Annotated in this window: 15 protein-coding genes; 11 read left to right on the forward strand and 4 right to left on the reverse strand. The window is 67.0% G+C overall.

Annotated elements, in window-relative coordinates; genetic code table 11:
- The first annotated feature begins 165 nt into the window (after positions 1 to 165).
- The gene (locus E8M01_RS24930; RefSeq protein ID WP_136962627.1) at positions 166 to 2,052 is read left to right on the forward strand and encodes a bifunctional sugar phosphate isomerase/epimerase/4-hydroxyphenylpyruvate dioxygenase family protein; all 1,887 of its coding nucleotides are present in this window, start codon (positions 166 to 168) and stop codon (positions 2,050 to 2,052) included.
- 15 nt (positions 2,053 to 2,067) lie between these two features.
- Here E8M01_RS24930 and E8M01_RS24935 read toward each other — a convergent pair whose 3' ends face one another.
- The gene (locus E8M01_RS24935) at positions 2,068 to 2,781 is read right to left on the reverse strand and encodes a TetR/AcrR family transcriptional regulator (protein ID WP_136962628.1); all 714 of its coding nucleotides are present in this window, start codon (positions 2,779 to 2,781) and stop codon (positions 2,068 to 2,070) included.
- Between the two features lie 139 nt (positions 2,782 to 2,920).
- On the opposite strand from E8M01_RS24935, the gene E8M01_RS24940 reads away from it, so the two are divergent.
- The 10 genes from E8M01_RS24940 to E8M01_RS24985 all read left to right on the forward strand — a co-directional run bounded on the left by E8M01_RS24940 (position 2,921) and on the right by E8M01_RS24985 (position 15,740).
- The gene (locus E8M01_RS24940; protein ID WP_136962629.1) at positions 2,921 to 3,973 is read left to right on the forward strand and encodes an ABC transporter substrate-binding protein; all 1,053 of its coding nucleotides are present in this window, start codon (positions 2,921 to 2,923) and stop codon (positions 3,971 to 3,973) included.
- A gap of 56 nt (positions 3,974 to 4,029) precedes the next feature.
- Positions 4,030 to 5,124 (forward strand): ABC transporter ATP-binding protein, encoded by a 1,095-nt coding sequence (locus E8M01_RS24945; protein WP_246088425.1) that lies wholly within the window; start codon positions 4,030 to 4,032, stop codon positions 5,122 to 5,124.
- Complete coding sequence (locus E8M01_RS24950) at positions 5,121 to 6,869, forward strand: ABC transporter permease subunit (protein WP_136962630.1); 1,749 nt, start codon at positions 5,121 to 5,123, stop codon at positions 6,867 to 6,869. The genes E8M01_RS24945 and E8M01_RS24950 overlap by 4 nt, the downstream gene beginning before the upstream one ends.
- Before the next feature lie 2 nt (positions 6,870 to 6,871).
- Complete coding sequence (locus tag E8M01_RS24955; protein WP_136962631.1) at positions 6,872 to 7,678, forward strand: enoyl-CoA hydratase/isomerase family protein; 807 nt, start codon at positions 6,872 to 6,874, stop codon at positions 7,676 to 7,678.
- A complete protein-coding gene (locus tag E8M01_RS24960) occupies positions 7,675 to 9,312 on the forward strand; it encodes a class I adenylate-forming enzyme family protein (RefSeq protein WP_136962632.1) in 1,638 nt (545 codons plus the stop codon). Before E8M01_RS24955 ends, E8M01_RS24960 begins: the two co-directional genes overlap by 4 nt.
- Before the next feature lie 265 nt (positions 9,313 to 9,577).
- Complete coding sequence (locus E8M01_RS24965) at positions 9,578 to 9,979, forward strand: hypothetical protein (RefSeq protein ID WP_136962633.1); 402 nt, start codon at positions 9,578 to 9,580, stop codon at positions 9,977 to 9,979.
- Between the two features lie 137 nt (positions 9,980 to 10,116).
- Positions 10,117 to 10,962, forward strand: coding sequence for a DJ-1/PfpI family protein (locus E8M01_RS24970; protein ID WP_246088426.1), 846 nt, complete (start codon positions 10,117 to 10,119; stop codon positions 10,960 to 10,962).
- Between the two features lie 32 nt (positions 10,963 to 10,994).
- On the forward strand, positions 10,995 to 12,605 hold the full coding sequence (locus E8M01_RS24975) for a copper resistance CopC/CopD family protein (RefSeq protein ID WP_246088427.1): 1,611 nt from the start codon (positions 10,995 to 10,997) through the stop codon (positions 12,603 to 12,605).
- Between the two features lie 210 nt (positions 12,606 to 12,815).
- Positions 12,816 to 15,236 (forward strand): bifunctional diguanylate cyclase/phosphodiesterase, encoded by a 2,421-nt coding sequence (locus E8M01_RS24980; protein WP_136962635.1) that lies wholly within the window; start codon positions 12,816 to 12,818, stop codon positions 15,234 to 15,236.
- Between the two features lie 144 nt (positions 15,237 to 15,380).
- Positions 15,381 to 15,740 carry a Rap1a/Tai family immunity protein gene (locus tag E8M01_RS24985; RefSeq protein WP_136962636.1) on the forward strand — a complete coding sequence of 120 codons (360 nt, stop codon included), beginning with the start codon at positions 15,381 to 15,383 and terminating at the stop codon, positions 15,738 to 15,740.
- Positions 15,741 to 15,809: 69 nt separating this feature from the next.
- On the opposite strand, the gene E8M01_RS24990 is transcribed toward E8M01_RS24985, so the two are convergent.
- From E8M01_RS24990 to E8M01_RS25000, 3 genes are read right to left on the reverse strand one after another with little or no spacing between them, the layout of a single operon-like run.
- Positions 15,810 to 16,373: an AAA family ATPase gene (locus tag E8M01_RS24990; protein WP_136962637.1), complete on the reverse strand. Its 564-nt coding sequence runs from the start codon at positions 16,371 to 16,373 to the stop codon at positions 15,810 to 15,812.
- 7 nt (positions 16,374 to 16,380) lie between these two features.
- A complete protein-coding gene (locus E8M01_RS24995) occupies positions 16,381 to 17,160 on the reverse strand; it encodes a TetR/AcrR family transcriptional regulator (protein WP_136962638.1) in 780 nt (259 codons plus the stop codon).
- Positions 17,161 to 17,181: 21 nt separating this feature from the next.
- The gene (locus E8M01_RS25000; RefSeq protein ID WP_215908798.1) at positions 17,182 to 17,787 is read right to left on the reverse strand and encodes a GAF domain-containing protein; all 606 of its coding nucleotides are present in this window, start codon (positions 17,785 to 17,787) and stop codon (positions 17,182 to 17,184) included.
- Between the last annotated feature and the right edge of the window lie 247 nt (positions 17,788 to 18,034).

Here is an 18,034-nt window from a genome sequence, read left to right on the forward strand (position 1 = left end):
CAACACGTGCCGTGCATTTCGCCTGGAAATGAGGGGCCGGCCCTCTTCAGACCCTCACCCGCCGGCTGACGCCGGCACCCTCTCCCGCAAACGGGAGAGGGTTGATCACGTTGCGCTTTTTGCCGTTGGGGCGAGAGTTCGACAGTCTGCGGGAGATACTCATCCATGACCATCCTCTCCATCGCCACCGTCTCGCTCGCCGGCACGCTCACCGAAAAGCTCGAAGCCATCGCGCTGGCCGGCTTTCGCGGCGTCGAGATTTTCGAGGCCGATCTCCTGTCCTTTCCGGGCTCGCCGGCGGACGTCGCCAGGATTGCCGCCGACCTCAACCTCGACATCATCACCTTCCAGCCGTTCCGCGATTTCGAGGGCATGCCCGAGCCGAAGCGGGCTCGGGTCTTCGACCGCGCCGAACGCAAATTCGACCTGATGCAGGAGCTCGGCTGCGACCTGCTTCTCGTCTGTTCCAATGTCTCGCCGGAATCGCTTGGGGGTATCGACCGCGCGGCGGCCGATTTCACCGAGCTCGGCCAGCGGGCGGCGGCGCGCGGCATCCGCATCGGCTATGAGGCGCTCGCCTGGGGCCGCCACGTCAACGACTATCGCGACGCCTGGGAGATCGTGCGGCGCGCCGACCATCCGAATGTCGGCATCATCCTCGACACCTTCCATATCCTGGCGCGCGGCACCGACCTCGCCGCCATCAGCGCCATTCCGCGCGACCGCATTCCGCTGGTGCAGGTCGCCGACGCGCCGCTGCTGGACATGGACCTGTTGTCCTGGAGCCGGCACTGGCGTTGCATGCCGGGGCAGGGCGACCTGCCCCTCGATGCCTTCATGGCAGCCCTCGATGCGACCGGCTATGACGGGCTGTTGTCGCTCGAAATCTTCAACGACCGGTTCCGCGCCGGCTCGGCGCGTGGCATCGCGGTCGACGGCAATCGCTCGCTGATCAACCTGATGGACCGGCTCGCCCGGGCCAGGGGCAAGCCGATCCAGGGCATTCCCGCCATGCCGGCGCGGGCCGAATGCCTGGGCGTCGCCTTCATCGAATTCGCCATTGGCGAGGATGCGGTCGACAGCTTCGAGACCATGCTCAAGGCGCTCGGCTTCACCAAGGCCGGCCGGCACCGCTCCAAGGATGTCGGGCTCTGGCGCCAGGGCGACATCCATATCGTGCTCAACTGGGACAAGGAGGGTTTTGCCCACGCCCACTACATCACCCATGGCAGCTCGGTCTGCGCCATCGCGCTGAAGGTGGCCGACGCCAAGGCCACCATGGAGCGGGCGCTCGGCCTGCACGACCAGACCTTTGCCCAGGTTGTCCGGCCTGGCGAGCTCGATATTCCCGCGGTGCGTGGTGTCGGCGGCAGCCTGATCTATTTCGTCGACGAGACCTCGGGTCTCGGCCGATGGTGGGAGGTCGATTTCGAACCTGTGCCCGGCGCCGGAGAGGGGGCTGGCCTCGCGACCGTCGACCACATTTCCCAGTCGATGCTCTACGAGGAAATGTTGAGCTGGGTCTTGTTCTACACCTCGCTGTTCGATGCCGGCAAAGGCCCGGTGCTTGACGTGCTCGACCCCGGCGGCGTCGTGCAGAGCCAGGTGGTGGAAAACCGGACCGGCACGCTGCGCCTGGTGCTCAACGCCTCGCAGAGCCATCGCACGCTGTCGGCCCGTTTCCTCACCGACTTCTTCGGCTCCGGCGTCCAGCACATTGCGCTTTCGACCGGTGACATCCACGCCACCATCGCGAAACTCGAGGCGAACGGCATTTCGCTGCTGCCGATCCCGGAGAATTATTACGACGACCTCGAGGCGCGCACCGACCTGGAGCCGGCTGCGATCGACCGGCTGAAGGCCGGCAACGTACTCTACGACCGGGATGCCGGCGGCGAATTCTTCCACGCCTATACCGAGACCCTGGAGGGCGGTCTGTTTTTCGAGATCGTCGAACGCAAGGGCTATTCAGGTTACGGCGCCGTCAATGCGGCGATCCGGCTGGCGGCGCAGACGCGGCTCGCGCCGACGGTGACCATGCCGCGGCATTAGCGGGCGGCCGGCAAGTCAACCCCTCTCGTCATCGCGCGTCGGATAGATCGCGCGGTACCAGATGGCGGTGAGTTCGTGGGCGAAGGCGTCGGGGTCGTCGCGGGCCTTGGCGAGTGCCGGATTGCCGATGACGAAGGCTTCGCGCAGCACGTCGTCGACCATGCATTCGAGACAGACGATGCGCAGTTCGATGGCCGTCTGCGAGGCGATCAGCGGCCCCTGGCGCAGGACATTGCCGAGAATGCGCCGCGCCCAGGAGGCGTTGATCCGCTGGCGCTCGCGCAACAGTTCCGGCAGCGCATCGCGCAGCTCGCGCACCCGCTCCATCAGCACGGCGTTGCGGGCGAAATAGTCGATGTAATAGCGGTTGGTCCGGTAGATCGCGTCGAACGGCGTCAGGCTCTGGGTCGCGGTGCGCGGGAACGCGATGGTCCGGTCGTGGAAATCGGTCATCACGTCCCGGACCGCGTCCTCCTTGGAGCGGAAATATTGGTAGATCGCGGCGCGCGACACGCCGGCCTCGCCCGCGATCTGGTCCATGCTCAATTGCGCGAACGGCACCTGTTCCAGGCAGCGCGCGGTGGCGTAGCGCGCTAGCCGCCGGGTCCGTTCGCCCTTCCTGAGATCGGGAGCATGGGCTTCCGCCGCCAGGAGGTCGACGAAACGCGGCGCCGACGGCAGATGGGTGTCGGGTTCTGGCTCGGCGGCAGGCTCGACTGATGTCGACATGAATTCTCGTTTTCCTGGTCGCGCCGGCGGCTCAGATATCGGGTCCATCCGGCTGCATGAATCGCGCTTGCATATTTCTGACACACATGTCACTTTTCCGCAAAACTGACACTAGCGTCAGAAATTGGAGGGTGACGTCATGGCCGCAAATCTCGATCGCCGATCCGCCTTGAAGGCCGCAGCAGGGTTGGTCGCATCGCCATTCATCGTGACGTCAGCCAATGCCCAAAGTCGGCGCATCGTGGTGCGCGATCTCGGCATCGGCAGCTCTTTCGTCGACGCCTATGCCAGGCCGTTCGAGCAGGCGACCGGGATCAAGGTCGTGCCGGTGACGGCGCAGCATGAGCCGGCCGGCCTGATCAAGCAGATGGTCGAGACCAGGACCTTCACCTGGGACATGGCGATCGTCAGCCGGGCGACCGCCGACCAGTTGGCCCAAGACGGCGCGGGTTATCTCGAGCCGCTCGGCCTGGACGCCGCAGCCGGCTTCCAGGCCTTGCCCGACATGTTCAGGGCGCCCCACTACGCCGCCAATGACGTGGTCGCCACGGTGCTCGCCTATCGCACCGACAGGGTGAAGAGCCCGCCGAGGTCCTGGGCCGAATTCTGGGATGTCCGGGGTCGCCCCGGCCAGCGCGCCATGCGCAAATTTCCCTTCGACACCATCGAGCAGGCGCTGCTCGCCGACGGTGTCGATCCCAAGGCGCTCTACCCCTGTGATTTCAACCGCGCCTTCGCCAGCCTCGACCGGATCAAGAAGAACATTGCGGTGTGGTGGAGCTCGGGCGCGCAGAGCTCGCAACTGCTGCAGTCCGGCGAGGTCGACTATTGCCCGACATGGAACGGCCGGGCGCAGGTCGCCATCAATGGCGGCGCGCCGGTCGCGCTGATGTGGGAGCAGGCGCTGTGGCAAACCGAGGGCTGGGCGATCCTGAAGGGGACGCCGAACGCCGCGCTCTGCCGCGAGTTCATCACCTTCGCGCTTGATCCGGCCCGCCAGGCGGTCTTCGCCTTGGCCACTGGCTATGGCCCGTCGCTCGCCAAGGCGATCGATTTCGTGCCGGCGGACAAAGCGCGGGCGCTGCCGACCCATCCCGACAACAGCCGCAGCGCGCTGCTCATCGACGTCGGCTTCTGGGCTGGCCATCGCGACCGCGCCGCCGACCTGTTCAACCGCTGGATCGTCAGTTGAGCCCGCCGATCCCGGCCATGGCCCCGTCATCGGAGCCACATTCTCGGAAGTCTTCCATGCTGATGCCCAATCCGCCCTCCGCCGCCGACACCAAGCTGTCGATCTCAGGCATCGCCAAGCGCTACGGTCCGACCGCGGCGCTGGAGCCAACCACGCTCGACGTCCGTCGTGGCGAGTTCCTGACCCTGCTCGGGCCCTCCGGCTCGGGCAAGACCACGCTCCTGATGATGATCGCCGGCCTGGTCGAGCCGTCGGCCGGCCGCATCCTGTTGGAGGGTGAGGACATCACCGAGCGCCCGGCTTATCGACGCGATATCGGCCTGGTGTTCCAGAACTACGCGCTGTTTCCGCACCTGACCGTGGCCGAGAACATCGCCTTTCCGCTTGAAATGCGGCACATGCCGCGTCCGGAGATGACCAGGGCCGTGACCGAGGCGCTCGAGCTGGTGAGGCTGCCGCATCTTGGGCAACGCTATCCGCGGGAACTTTCCGGCGGCCAGCAGCAGCGCGTCGCCTTCGCCCGCGCCATCGTGTTCAAGCCGGCCTTGGTGCTGATGGACGAGCCACTGGGCGCGCTCGACAAGAAGCTGCGCGAGGAGCTGAAGCTCGAATTGCGCAAGCTGCATCGCGAGCTCGGCGCCACCATCGTCTATGTCACCCACGACCAGGACGAGGCGATGCTGCTCTCCGACCGCATTTGCCTGATGGCCAATGCCCGGGTCGCCCAGGTCGATGCCCCCACCGATCTCTATAACCGGCCGCGCTCGCGTTTCGCCGCCGAGTTCATCGGCGAGTCCAACATTGCCCATGGGGTGTTGGAGCAGAGCGACGAAACGTGGCGCGTCGCGCTGGATGGTGGGCCGCGGCTCGCCTGCGCGGCGCCCACCGCACGCCCGGCCGGGCCGGTTTCCGTACTGATCCGCCCCGAACGCATTCGGCTCGCCAAGGCCGGTCCCGGTTTTCCGGCCGAGGTCGAGACCGTGCTGGATCTCGGTGGCATCAGGCGCTTCGCGCTGCGCACGCCGGGCGGGCTCGGTTTCGACGTGGTCGAGCTCGGCAGCGCCACCGCCGGCTTGGCGGTCGGCGACCAGGTCCGCTGTGAGGTCGCGGCTGCCGATGTGGTGCCGTTGAACGAAGGGGCACCGTCATGACGGCCGCGACGCTTCGCCGGCAGATCTCGACGCTCGTCCTGCTCGTTCCGGTCATCGCGCTGCTCGGCGGCTTCTTCCTGCAGCCGGTGCTGAGCTTCCTGGTGCGCGGGCTGACCAGCGAGGCGGGCGCGCTCAGCGGCGCCCATGTCGAGCGCCTGTTCGCCAGCGCCGCCTATACCCAGGTGATGTGGACCAGCATCAAGCTGTCCTTCTGGGTGACTTTGGCCTCGATCGTCATCGGTTATCCCGTCGCCTATCTCCTGGCGACCACCGACAAGACCCGGCGCTCCTATTGGGCGCTGTTCGTGCTGTTGCCGTTCTGGTCGAGCTTCCTGGTGCGCACCTTCGCCTGGATCGTCATTCTCGGCCGCAATGGGCCGGTCAACGCCATGCTGACCGGCAGCGGGCTGAGCGAACAGTCGCAGGAACTGCTCTACAGCTGGTTCGCCGTGGTCATCGGCATGACCAATGTGTTGGCGCCCTTCGCTATCCTGACCATGCTCGGCGTGATGGAGGGTATCGACCGACGCGTGGTGCGGGCCGCCGAAACGCTTGGCGCCCGGCCGGTCCAGGCGTTTTTTCGGGTCTTCCTGCCGCTCTCCATGCCAGGCGTCACGGCGGCGGCGCTGATGGTGTTCATCACTGCGCTCGGCTTCTTCATTGCGCCGGCACTGCTCGGCTCGGTGCGTCAGACCATGATCGCCCAACTGGTCATCCAGCAGATCCTGGAACTGACCAACTGGCCCTTTGCCGCCGCCCTCTGCCTGATGTTGCTCGTCGCCGCCTTCGCGATCTTCGCGCTTTATGACCGGTTCGTCGGGCTGTCGACGCTGTCAGGCGAGGTCCGCTCGGCCGCCACCTCGGGGTTCACGGCGCGTGCCGCGGGTGCAAGCCGGCGCCTGCTCGACAGGACCGGCGATGGCCTGGCGCGGCTCGCCGGTGCGGTCATCGGCGACGGCCGGATCGCCTCGCGCGGACGCTCGACCACGATCGCAGCCGTGGTGGTCGTGGTGTTCCTGCTGGCACCGCTCCTGTTCCTCATTCCGGTCTCGGTCTCAGAGCAAAGCTTCGTCGCCTGGCCACCGCGCGGGCTCACCTTCAAATGGTATGCCGAGATCTTTGCTTCCCCGCTCTGGATGGGAGCCGCCGGCCTGTCCTTCCTGGTGGCCTTTCTGACCTCGCTGCTCTGCTTCGCGGTCGCGGTGCCCGCGGCCTTCGCTTTCCTGCGGCTGACCGGCTGGAGCGCCGGCATGCTGTTCGCGCTGATGGTCTCGCCCTTGATCGTGCCGCGCATGGTGGTCGCGGTCTCGCTGTTCTACCTTTATGCGCGCTTGGGCCTGGTCGGTACGACACTTGGCCTGGTCATCGGCCACACTGTCATCGCGCTGCCGTTCTTTTTCATTGCTGTGGTCGCGGTCCTGAAAACCTATGACCGGAGGCTCGACCAGGCCGCCGCTTCGCTTGGCGCCTCGCCCTGGACCACCGCGCGGCGCGTGACCTTGCCGCTGGTCGGGACCGGCCTCGTTTCGGCCGCGCTCTTTGCCTTCGTCGTCTCGCTCGATGAGCTCAACATCGCACTCTTCGCCTCGGGCGGGTTGAACTCGACCCTGCCCAAACTGATGTGGGACGAGGCGACGCTGCGCTTCTCCCCGCTGCTCGCCGCGGTCTCCACCCTCGTGCTCGTCGTCATGAGCGTGCTGGTGATCGCCGCCCTGCGTCTGCGCACGCACTCAACGGAAGCCTGAACATGCCCCTCATTTACGCCAAGGACGGCGCCGTCGCGACCTTCACCATCGACAACGGCAAGGTGAACGTCTTCACCCCGGAGATGCACCGCGAGCTCCATGAGGCGCTGCAGGATTTCGTCGCCGATCCGATGATCCGCGTCGGCATCATGACCGGCGCCGAGGGGCGCTCGTTCTGCGCCGGCGACGACATCAAGACGCCCTTGCCGGACCTGACCCCGCACGAGGCGCTGGAGGCCCATTTTTTCCCGCACATTCATGAGGGGCGCACCGGCCTGACCCGGCCGGGCTGGGAACAGGACGTCATGCGCTTCAAGCGGCTGAAGCCGATCATCGGCGCGGTCGACGGCTATTGTCTGGGGCAGGGGCTGATCTACCTGCTGCTCCTGACCGATATCCGGCTGGCGACGCCGGAGGCCGAGTTCGGCTTTCCCGAGATCGCCTATGGCATGGCCGGCGCCGGCGGCATGACCCGGCTCGCGGCTTTGATTCCCCAGGCCGTCGCCATGGAAATGTTATTGCTCGGCGAGCGCATTCCGGCTGATCGCGCCCTGTCTGCCCATCTGATCAACCGGGTGGTCGAGCGGACCGGCCTGATGGCCGAGGCGCGCGCCATGGCCGAACGCATCGCCGGCCATCCGCCGGTGGCGGTGCGGCTGGAAATGGAGGTAACCGAACGGGCGCTCGACATGACCCGCGACCAGGCGGTCGACTATGCCGCGACGCTGTTCCGTTTCCAGCGCGTCGCCTATCAGGGTTATGGCGCCGGAACCGGTTTCTTCGGCACCAAGCATGAGGCTGCCGAATGACCAGCATTGATCCGAACAAGGTCGCTGTGGCCAGGGCGCGCACCCGCGCGCTGGAGGCCGAATTCGAGCCGACCACCATTGGCGCCTTCGTCACCAGGCGCTGCCTGGAGCTCGGCGATACCGTCGCCATCGAGGTCTTCGACCGGCAGGAGCGGATGACCTATGCCGAGGTCGAGCGCGCCTCCAACCGCATCGGCCATGCCCTGCGCACGCTCGGCATCGCCAAGGGCGACCGGGTCGCTGTCATGCTGCCGAACCGCATCGCTTATCCCCTGACCTGGCTCGCGCTGGCCAAGATCGGCGCGATCCACGTGCCAGTGAACACCCGCTACACGCCGCGCGAGATCGATTATGTGACACGCGATTCCGGCGCCCGCGCCATGATCATCGACCGCCAGTTTCTCGACACGTTCCAAGCCATGGACGAGCGTCCGGAGGGCCTCGACGACACCCGCGTCGTGGTGATCGACGGCGTCGCCCCCGCGGGCATGGCCTCGTTCGAGGCGCTCGTCGCCGCGGCACCCGAAACCTCCTGCCTCGACGCGACTGTGACGCCGGACGATCTGGTCAATCTGCAATATACGTCGGGCACGACGGGCTTCCCGAAGGGCTGCATGCTCAGCCACGAGTATTGGCTGATCCTGTCGTTCACCGCCATGCATTGGGACCACATGCGGGCGACCCGGCTGCTGACCGCCCAGCCGTTCTTCTACATGGATCCGCAATGGCATCTGTTGAAGACCTTCCGCCTCGGCGGCACGCTGTTCGTCGCGCCGCAGCTCTCGGCCTCGCGTTATGTCGGCTGGGTCAAGCAGTTCAGGGTCGATTGGTGCCAGTTTCCCTTGCTCGCCACCCGCCAGCCCGAAGCGCCCGACGACCGCGACACAGCGCTGAAACAGGTCGCGGCCTTTGGCTGGGACGGCGAGACGTGCCGCGCCTTCAAGCGCCGCTTCGGGGTGATGGCTCGCGAGAGTTTCGGCATGACCGAGATCGGGCTTGGCACCTGGATGCCGCCCGAACTCGACGAGATGTATGATTCCGCCTCCGTCGGCATAGACGGGCCGTTTCGTGAGACCTCCATTCGCGACGAGGCGGGCAATCCCGTAACGCCCGGCGAGCGTGGCGAGCTCTGGGTGCGCGGCCGCTCCATCCTGCAGGGCTATTGGAACAAGCCGGAGGCCAATGCCGACGCCTTCCGCGAGGGCGGCTGGTTCCGCACCGGCGATGTCTTCGAAGCCGACGCCAACGGCTTCCTCTGGCTGGTCGGCCGGATCAAGGACATGATCCGCCGCTCCTCCGAAAACATTTCCGCCCGCGAGGTCGAGGCGGTGGTGCGCGAATTGCCCGAGGTCGAGGACTGCGCCGCGGTGGCCGTGCCGGATCCGAAACGCGGCGAGGAGGTCAAGATCTATATCCAGCTGAAGCACGGCTGCGCGCCGGACGACCTGCCGTTCCAGCGCGTGCGCGATCACTGCCGGCGTGGGCTCGCCGCCTTCAAGGTGCCGCGCTATTACGCGCTCGTCGACAGCTTCCCGCGCACCGTCTCGAACAAGATCGAGAAGCGCAATCTGATCGCCGGGGTGAGCGATTTGAGAACGGACGCCTGGGATGCGGAGGACCAGGTGACGCGGTGAGGGCAGGCGCGCGATGCGGAATCAATCCTCATCCGGCGCCTCCCAAAGCGTCGAGCGAACGCGAGACGCGTTCGCATCTGGCTATGGCGTCGAGCGAACGCGAGATGCGTCCGCACTCGCTATGCGCCGCCACCCTCTCCCGCAAGCAGGAGGGGGTTTGCGCGCATCAACCCTCCCGCAAGCGGGAAAGGGCGGTTCATCCGCGCCACACCCATGCCGTTGCCCCCATTGACCTCGAACCTGCTTCGATGCTGATCATCCTGTCGTGCTGAACCGCCTGCGCCATCCCGACCTGCGCCCGATCGTCGCCGCGCTCTATGCGGTGGCGATGTTGTGGCTCGGCCTGGCGCACCGCGCGCCGGCCGTGGCCGCCGCCGGGCATCCGGAAATCCTGCGCATCGCGCTGCCGGACGGTTCGCTCACCGCATGGTGCCTGAACGATCTGGGGCAAGAACCGGGTCAACAGCCGGGCCATCAGCCGGGCCGGGGCACCGGCCCTTGCGATGCCTGCCTGCTGATCGCGGCGATCGGCTTGCCGCCGGTTCCGGCCGGCTTGCCGGCCCCCGCCAACATGGCGGTCACGCGGATCGCCGCGCCATCGGTCCTTGCCGGCACCATCGGCGCCGTCGACCGGCCGCGCTCGCGCGGGCCGCCAAGCCGCGCCTGATCGCCGGCCGACCGGCGCAGCATTCTCATCCGTTCCGATGGCCTGGCGTGGCACCTGCCGCTCCGGCCGGATTTTCCAGCCCCAAGGCCCGACCAGCCGCGCCGCAGCGCGGCCGGCTCCGCCTGACGGAGATATCCATGCATCGCCGTGACTTTACCGGTCTCGCGGCGGCCGCCCTGCTGGCTGGCCCCGCTGTTCTCGCCGAACCTCGCACCCCGCTCGCCCAGACCAGCCCAAGGGAGCACGGAGCCGACATGACCACCCGACAGACCATGACCTGGCAGAAGATGGCTGAACGCAACGACCAGGTGCTGATGCTGGTTTATCCCGAGATGACCGCGCTCGACCTGGTCGGGCCGCAATATGCCTTCGCCTGCACGCTGGGCGCCAAGGTTCATCTTGTCGGCCAGACGCGCGAACCGGTCATGACCGACACCAAATTCGCTATTGTGCCAACCATGACCTTTGACGAAGCGCCCGCCGATCCGACGGTGATCTTTGTGCCCGGCGGCACGACCGGCACGCTCGCCGCCATCAGGGACGAGACGACATTGTCTTTCGTCGCCGATCGCGGCGCACGCGCGACCTATGTGACCAGCGTCTGCACCGGTTCGCTGGTGCTGGCGGCCGCCGGCCTGCTGAGCGGTTACAGGGCCACGTCCCACTGGGCCGCGCGCGACCTGCTCGCTGCCGGCGGCGCTGAACCGGTCGACGCCCGGGTCGTCATCGACCGCAACCGGATAACCGGTGCAGGCGTCAGCGCCGGGCTCGATTTCGGGCTGAAACTGGTCGCCATGATGCGCGACGAGGCCTATGCGAGATCGGTCCAGCTGCTGGCGGAATATGCGCCGGAGCCGCCGTTCAAGGCTGGTACCCCGGCCGAGGCGGGTCCGGAGATCACCGCGCCGCTCCTGGCCATGTTCGAAGGCTTCCGGCGCGACGCGGTGCTGGCGGTCGGCGCAGCCGCGGGCCGGTCGCGATGACGAGCGGGCCAGGCCGCAGGCATGATCAGGTCATGACAGCATCGTCGCATTGGCTCGGCGTGCTGCTCGCCTTCATGCTGGTCCTTTTCGTGCCGTCCGCGGCTTTCGCCCATGCCTCGCTGGTCAAGGCCGAGCCGGCCGACGGCGCCATGCTGGCCGTGACGCCGCCGACCGTGGTGCTGCGCTTCAACGAGGCGGTCGCGCCGGCGGTCATTCAGTTGATCGATGCCGAGGGCAAGTCACGGCCCGACATCACGGTGACGGCCGATGACGATACGATCCGGGTCGGATTGCCTGCGACCCTGCCGCACGGCACCCAGGTGCTGAGCTACCGGATCATTTCGGCCGACGGCCATCCGGTCAGTGGCGCCGTGCAGTTCTCGATCGGCCGGGTCTCGGGCGCGACATCCGTGGGCGCGCATAACGGCATGTTCGCCGATGCCGGTGCCAGTCTCGGCTGGGCAATCTGGCTCAGCCGCTTCGGCGTCTATCTCGGCCTGTTCGCCGGCATTGGCGGCGCCTTTTTCATGGCCGTTCTGGCGTCGGCCCGGCAACCGGCGCCGGCGGCGCTGGCCGCACTCGGGCTCGGCCTGGCCAGCGCGATCGCCTCGCTCGGCGTCCAGGGCCTCGACCTCCTCGGGCTCGGCTTCGGCGATCTTGCCACGTCGGCGCCCTGGCGCGCGGCGTTGGCCACCTCGCTTGGACCCTCGCTCGGGCTTGGCGCCGCCGCGATGCTGGCCGGCCTGGCGGCCTTGATCTGCCGGTCGGACCGGCTTGCCCGGGTTCTGGCGGTATCGGGCCTGATCGGCGTCGGCCTTTCGCTCGCCGCAACCGGCCATGCCGCCCATGCCCCGCCGCAGGTTCTGACGCGCTCGGCGGTGTTCCTGCACGGCATCGGCGCGGCCTATTGGGCTGGCGCGCTGCTGCCGCTCGCGCTCATGGCGCGCCGCCCGGGGCCGGAACTTCTGGCCGCGCTGTCCAGGTTTTCCCGCCTGGCCGTCCCGCTCGTTGCCGTCCTGGCGTTGAGCGGCTTGGGCCTCGCGGTCATCCAGCTCGACCGGCCGGCGGCGCTGATCGACACCGCCTATGGCCAGGTGCTCACGGCCAAGCTCGTGCTGGTCGCACTGCTCCTGGCGCTTGCGGCGTTCAACCGTTTCCGGTTGACCCCGGCCTTGCCGCGGGCGCCGTCGAACACCCGGGCCCTCATCCGCTCCATCGGTGCGGAAGTCGTGCTGGTCCTGGCCATTCTCGGCCTTGTCGCCGGCTGGCGCTTCACCCCGCCGCCGCGTGTCACCGCGGCCGTCGCCGCCGCCCGTGTCCCGGTCAACCTGCATATCCACACGGACAAGGGCATGGTCGACATCGTGGTGTCGCCCGGAGCGGTCGGGCCGAACAGCTTCGACCTGCAATTCCTGTCGGCCGATTTCGGCCTGCTCGCGCCGAGGGACGTCCGGCTGACCCTTGCCCAATCGGCGCGTGGCATCGCGCCCTTCATGCGCCGGGCGACCCGGCGTGCCGACGGCAACTGGGAGCTGCGCGACATGGTGTTGCCCTTTGCCGGCCGCTGGCAGGTGACGGTGGATGCCTATGTCACCGATTTCGATCTGGTGACGCTCGACGGCGAGCTCGAGGTGAAACCGTGAGGCGGCCATCGGCTTGACCGCCGTCCCCGCCGCGACGGACCGTCGTGCCCTTGTTGTCGTGCCATTCTGCCTGTTGTCGCAGCCGGATCGCCGTTTTATTACCTTAGGGAAAGTAGTTCTTCTGAAGTTGCACTATTTAAGATTTATTCAGAAGTATTTGCAACGTTGAGGTGCTGACCGCCCGTCAGGGCTGGAGACCCGGAGTGCAACATGCTGCAGGTCTATGGCTGCTTTGTCACTCAACATGACCTGAGGCTGGTTGCGCTAGCTGCGGTGGTCTGCGCGCTTGCCTCCTATACCGCGGTCAGCCTGGTTCATCACGTCCGCGCCAGCGAAGGTCAGGTGCTGCGCCACCGGCTTTGGCTTCCGATCGCGGCGATCGCCACCGGCTTCGGCATCTGGGCAACCCATTTCATCGCCATGCTCGCGTTCCAGCCGGGCTTGCCGAGCGGCTACAATATCGCCTTGACCGTGCTGTCGCTGCTGGCTGCCATCGTGCTCACAGGTGTCGGTCTCGCGATCGGTGTGTCGCGCATTGGCCATGGCCGCCTGATCGGCGGCGCTGTCGTCGGCGGCGGCATCGCCGCGATGCACTATACCGGCATGGCCGCCTTTGAGATTGCCGGCCGGATCGAATGGGATCCGGTGCTGGTGCTGGTATCGATCGTGCTCGGCGCGGCGCTTGGCGCCCTGGCCCTGCAGATCGGTCTCAGCGTCAATTCCCAGAAGTGCAAGATCCTTGGCGCCGCCACCCTGACGGTGGCGATCTGCAGCCATCATTTCACCGCCATGGGGGCCGCCGCGATCATCCCCGATCCGATGGTTGTCGTGTCCCCCTTGGCGCTCCCGGCGGAATGGCTTTCGATCGCGGTCGCGCTCGCCTCGGCAACGATCATCCTCTTGGCCCTGGCCGGCCTCTCGTTCGATCTGCGCAATCGCCGCGAGATCGCGATGTTGAACCGGATGCGCGAATTGGCGGATGCCGCCGTCGAGGGGCTGATCGTCTGCGACGACGAGACGATCGTCGCCGCCAACAAGAGCTTCCGCGAGCTTGGCCACGACAGCGCCGGCAGCGCCATCGGCCGGAGGCTCGCCGCCTTCTTTCCCGATGCCGCGATCCTCGCGCGCCTGGCCGCCATGTCGGACCACCCGCTGGAGGCGAACCTGCTGGCGCTGAGCGGCGAGACCATCCCGGTGGAGTTGATCCAGCATGTCATCACCTATGCCGGGCGTCCTCATCGCGTGATCGCGGTGCGCGACCTGCGGGACCGCAAGAAGGCCGAGCAGCAGATCCATTTCCTGGCTCATCACGACTCGCTGACGACCTTGCCGAACCGGACCAGTTTCAACCGGAAGCTGGAGCTCGAGCTTGCCGCCCATGGTGCATCGGGCCGCTGCTTCGCCGTGATCTTTCTCGACCTCGATCGTTTCAAGGAGATCAACGATCTGTTCGGCCATCTGGCCGGCGACGCCGTGCTGCAGTTCGTTTCCCAGAAGGTCAGGGACGTGCTCGGCGCCGACCAGATGGTGGCGCGCCTGGGCGGCGACGAGTTTGCGATTATCGCCCCCAATCTCGGCGCGCCGATGGAAGCCGGGCACATTGCCGAGACCATTCTCGAAGCCCTCGGCACGCCCGACAGCAGCTTGCCCGCGGGGATCTCGATCGGCACCAGCATTGGCATCGCGATCTATCCGAACGACGCCACCGACCGCAGCACGCTCCTGAGTTATGCCGACGCGGCGCTCTATGAGGCGAAAGCCGAGGGCCGGGGCATCTTTCGTTTCTTCGAAGCGGCGATGGGAACGCATCTGCGCGAACGGCGCCAGATCGAGCACGATCTCAGGCACGCCATTCCGCGCGACGAGCTTCGTCTGGTCTTCCAGCCGCAGACCCGGCTCAATTCGGAGGAGATCCTGGGGTTCGAGGTCCTGCTTCGGTGGCGGCACGGCACGCGGGGCGACATTTCGCCAAGCGTCTTCATTCCCGTCGCCGAAGAGTGCGGCGTCATTCTCCAGCTTGGCGAATGGGTGCTCCGCACGGCCTGCGCGGAAGCCGCATCGTGGCACCAGCCGCTGGCCATCGCGGTCAACGTCTCGCGGGTGCAGTTGCATAACGGCAACCTGCCGCAGCTCGTCCAGGAGATCCTGGCGACCACCGGCCTCGCCCCGGAACGGCTCGAGCTGGAGGTCACCGAAACGGCCCTGATCAAGGACTTCGACCGGGCGCTTGCCACATTGCAGCAGATCAAGGCGCTCGGCGTGAAGCTCGCCATGGACGATTTCGGCACGGGCTATTCGTCGCTATCGAACCTCAGGGCTTTTCCGTTCGACAAGATCAAGATCGACCAGTCCTTCGTCCGCTCGGTCGATTCCAACGAGCAGTCGGCGACCATCGTGCGCGCCATTGTCGGCTTGGCCAAGGGCCTGAACCTGCCGGTGCTGGCCGAAGGGGTCGAGACCGCCGACGAACTCAGGTTCTTGTGCCGCGAGGATTGCAACGAGGCCCAGGGTTATTATCTCGGGCGCCCCGGACCGATCGAGCAGTTCCGTTATCTGGTCGATCGCGAGACCGCCGATTCCGAAGTGGTGTGGGGACCAAGCCAGCGGATCGTGTCGGCCAGACTGGGCTGACCGGACGGGGCGGGCGCGGCCGCCCGACGGCCGGCGGTCACAAGCCGTCGAGGATCCCCGTCGAATATTGACTTTCGGCGCCGGCTGTTGAGATGGTCGCGCGCCGTGCAATGAGCGCCCGGCGCATGGGCCGGGGGGCCATTCATGACGACCGCGATATCGCGTATTGGCGCAAGCGTTCTGGTCTGCCTCGCGCTGGCTGGCGCCATTGGCCAGGCAGAGGCGAACCAGACCGCCAGCCAGTTCCTCACCTCCTTCCGCGCCCGGGACGCCAGGAGCGTCAGCTTTCTGGTCGGGCTGACCGAAGGCTTCGGCTGGGCCAATGCGCAATTGCGCGCCTCGAACCAGCGCATGCTGTTCTGCGCGCCGCGCGATGTCGGTTTCACGCCCCTGCAGCATGCCGACATCCTGGCGGCCTACCTGCGCCGGCAGCCGCGCCGCAGTGATGTCGACGTCGGCCTGGTCATGCTGGCGGCCCTGGCCGAACAGTTTCCCTGCCGCTGAGCTGAGCTGAGCTGAGCTGAGCTGAGCTGAGCCGAGCCGTGGCAGGCCGATGCCGGCCGCTGCGCGAGGCTACGCTTCGCCGGTGAGCCAGGCCACGGCATCCAGCACCTCGGTTGCGATCTCCCGAGCGCTCCGGCCGTCGGTCTCGACGATCAGCTGAGCGCCGGGGGCCTCCGCAGCCATGCGCCGGGCCTGCCGCAGTGTTCGCTGGATCTGCTCGTCCTTGCCGGATCCGACCTCGCGCCTGTCGAGCCGCTCGACCAGTGTCGCGTCGCCGGCCGTCAGCCTCAGCACGGTGATCTCGGCGTCGGGTATGGCGGCCGTGATCCAGCGGCGATCGAACTCCAGATGCATCATGACGCCGGACAGGATGAGGCGTGTATGGCCGAGCGCCCGGTAGGTCGACCAGAGCGCCGCGAGATTGACCCCGCTGACATCGGTCGTGCCGGGCGACAGCGTTTCGAGCTCTTCGCGCGACGGTTTCGGGAACACGCGGTCGAGCTCGTCGGTCTCGATCGCCACATGCGGGATCCGCATGTCGGCGAGCCGGCTGCCGATCTCCCAGGCGAGCGTCGACTTGCCGATGCCGGCCGGGCCGGTGACGAGCAGGATACGGGCGGGGGTGTCGGTCATGCGCGTGTCAATTCTGAATCCTTGCGCCTCTCGTCCGGCGCCTGACGGTGCCGCCTTTTCCGATCGGGACAGGAGCGATCGGAGCTTTTGGTGTCGCCTTCAGTTGCTCGCGCGCGCCGCGTGGGGCGACCGATGCCTTTGCCTTCTGGCCGTGCTTCACCTCCAGGCTCGCGGCGGCGAGCCTGATCCATGCCTCCAGCAGCCGGTCGTTCACCGTGTCGTCGAGGTTGAAGCTGGCATGGATCGCCATGCCGCGCAGCACACTCAAATTGAGGTGCAGGAAGTTCTCCCGGCCGATCTCGGCACCGAGCGAGCCGACATCGTCATAACCGATGACGTGAGCCCAGAGCGCGTCGCGCTTCTTGACCCATTCGGCGAGTACGCCGCGCAGCCGGTCCTGCAGCACGGCGTCGCTGCGCGCGGCCATCATCAGTTCGATCGCCGCCACATAGGTCGGCTTGGAAAAGACGTCGTACCAGAGGTGGCGGAGATAATCGGCGAGCGGGATCGGCGTGGCATATTTGCCGACAAAGGCCAGGCGGCCGGCCTCCCACTGCTTCAGGAGGTGGTCGAAACCACCGACCAGCATGTCGGCCTTGCTCGGGAAATGGTGCGACAGCGCCCCGCGCGACACCCGTGCCTGCGCCGCCACCAGGCCGGTCGACAGCCGGTCGTAACCAACGGCGCAAAGCGTCTCGAGCACCGCGTCGGCGAGCCTCAGCCGCATGGCGGCGGTTCGTTCGGCCTGGGTGCGTCTGACGCGTTTCGGCGGCTTCTGCTCGGTCATTTCAAGTCCTGCATCATCCCGTCACGCGCGGCTGACGATCTCCATCAAGGCGGGGACCGTCATCTGGGCGAAGGCGGAGAGCGCCGGCATGTCGTCCTCGCGATACCATTCGGCCTGGTGCAGAAGGTTGAGCGAGCCGATGGTTCGGCCGTTCCAACGCACCGGATAGTTCACCGCGCTCTCGCAGCCACGCGAGCGGATCAGCTCATGGTCGAAGAAGGCCCGCTTGACGTCGTCATAGGTCCGGCAGATGCGCGGCCGTCCGGCCATGATCACCTCCCGGTAGAACTCGCCTTCCTTGACCAGCGGCTTGGCGCCGCCGGTCGGGTAGGGGCCGGGCTGGTTGGTGTAGAAGCGCTGGTTTTCGTTTTTCGACCAGTTGATCACCAGCACGGTGAACAGCTTGTGGCCGATCGCCGCCGCCAGCGCCTTGTCGAGCGCGGCGAGGCTGGCATTGGGCTGACCCTCGGCCATCGAGGCCGTCGCGACATCGATCAGGTGCGGCAGCGCGGGCGCGCGGGCCGGTGGCGCGGGGGCTGGGTTCTGGGCCAGAGCAGACGTGGCGCCCACGCCGGCCAGCGTCGCGCCCAGCGCGAGGGTCCGGCGGCTGATGATTGGTTGGGTCATGGTCGTTTCCTCGTTCTTGTGTCGCTTCGGCTCAGAAAAAAAAAGCTCACCTGGACCCTCTCCCAAAGGGAGAGGGTGCCCGCGTCAGCGGGCGGGTGAGGGGCCGTCCATCTCCGGAGGAGGCAGCAAGCAGTGTGCGCGTTAGCGCGAATTCTTGACGCTTACGCCCCTCACCCGGCGCCTGACGGCGCCACCCTCTCCCTTTGGGAGAGGGTTGATTCAGGGCGGTTGCCTCGATGGTGCCCCG

The organism is Phreatobacter stygius, assembly GCF_005144885.1.
Taxonomy (GTDB): Bacteria; Pseudomonadota; Alphaproteobacteria; order Rhizobiales; family Phreatobacteraceae; genus Phreatobacter; species Phreatobacter stygius.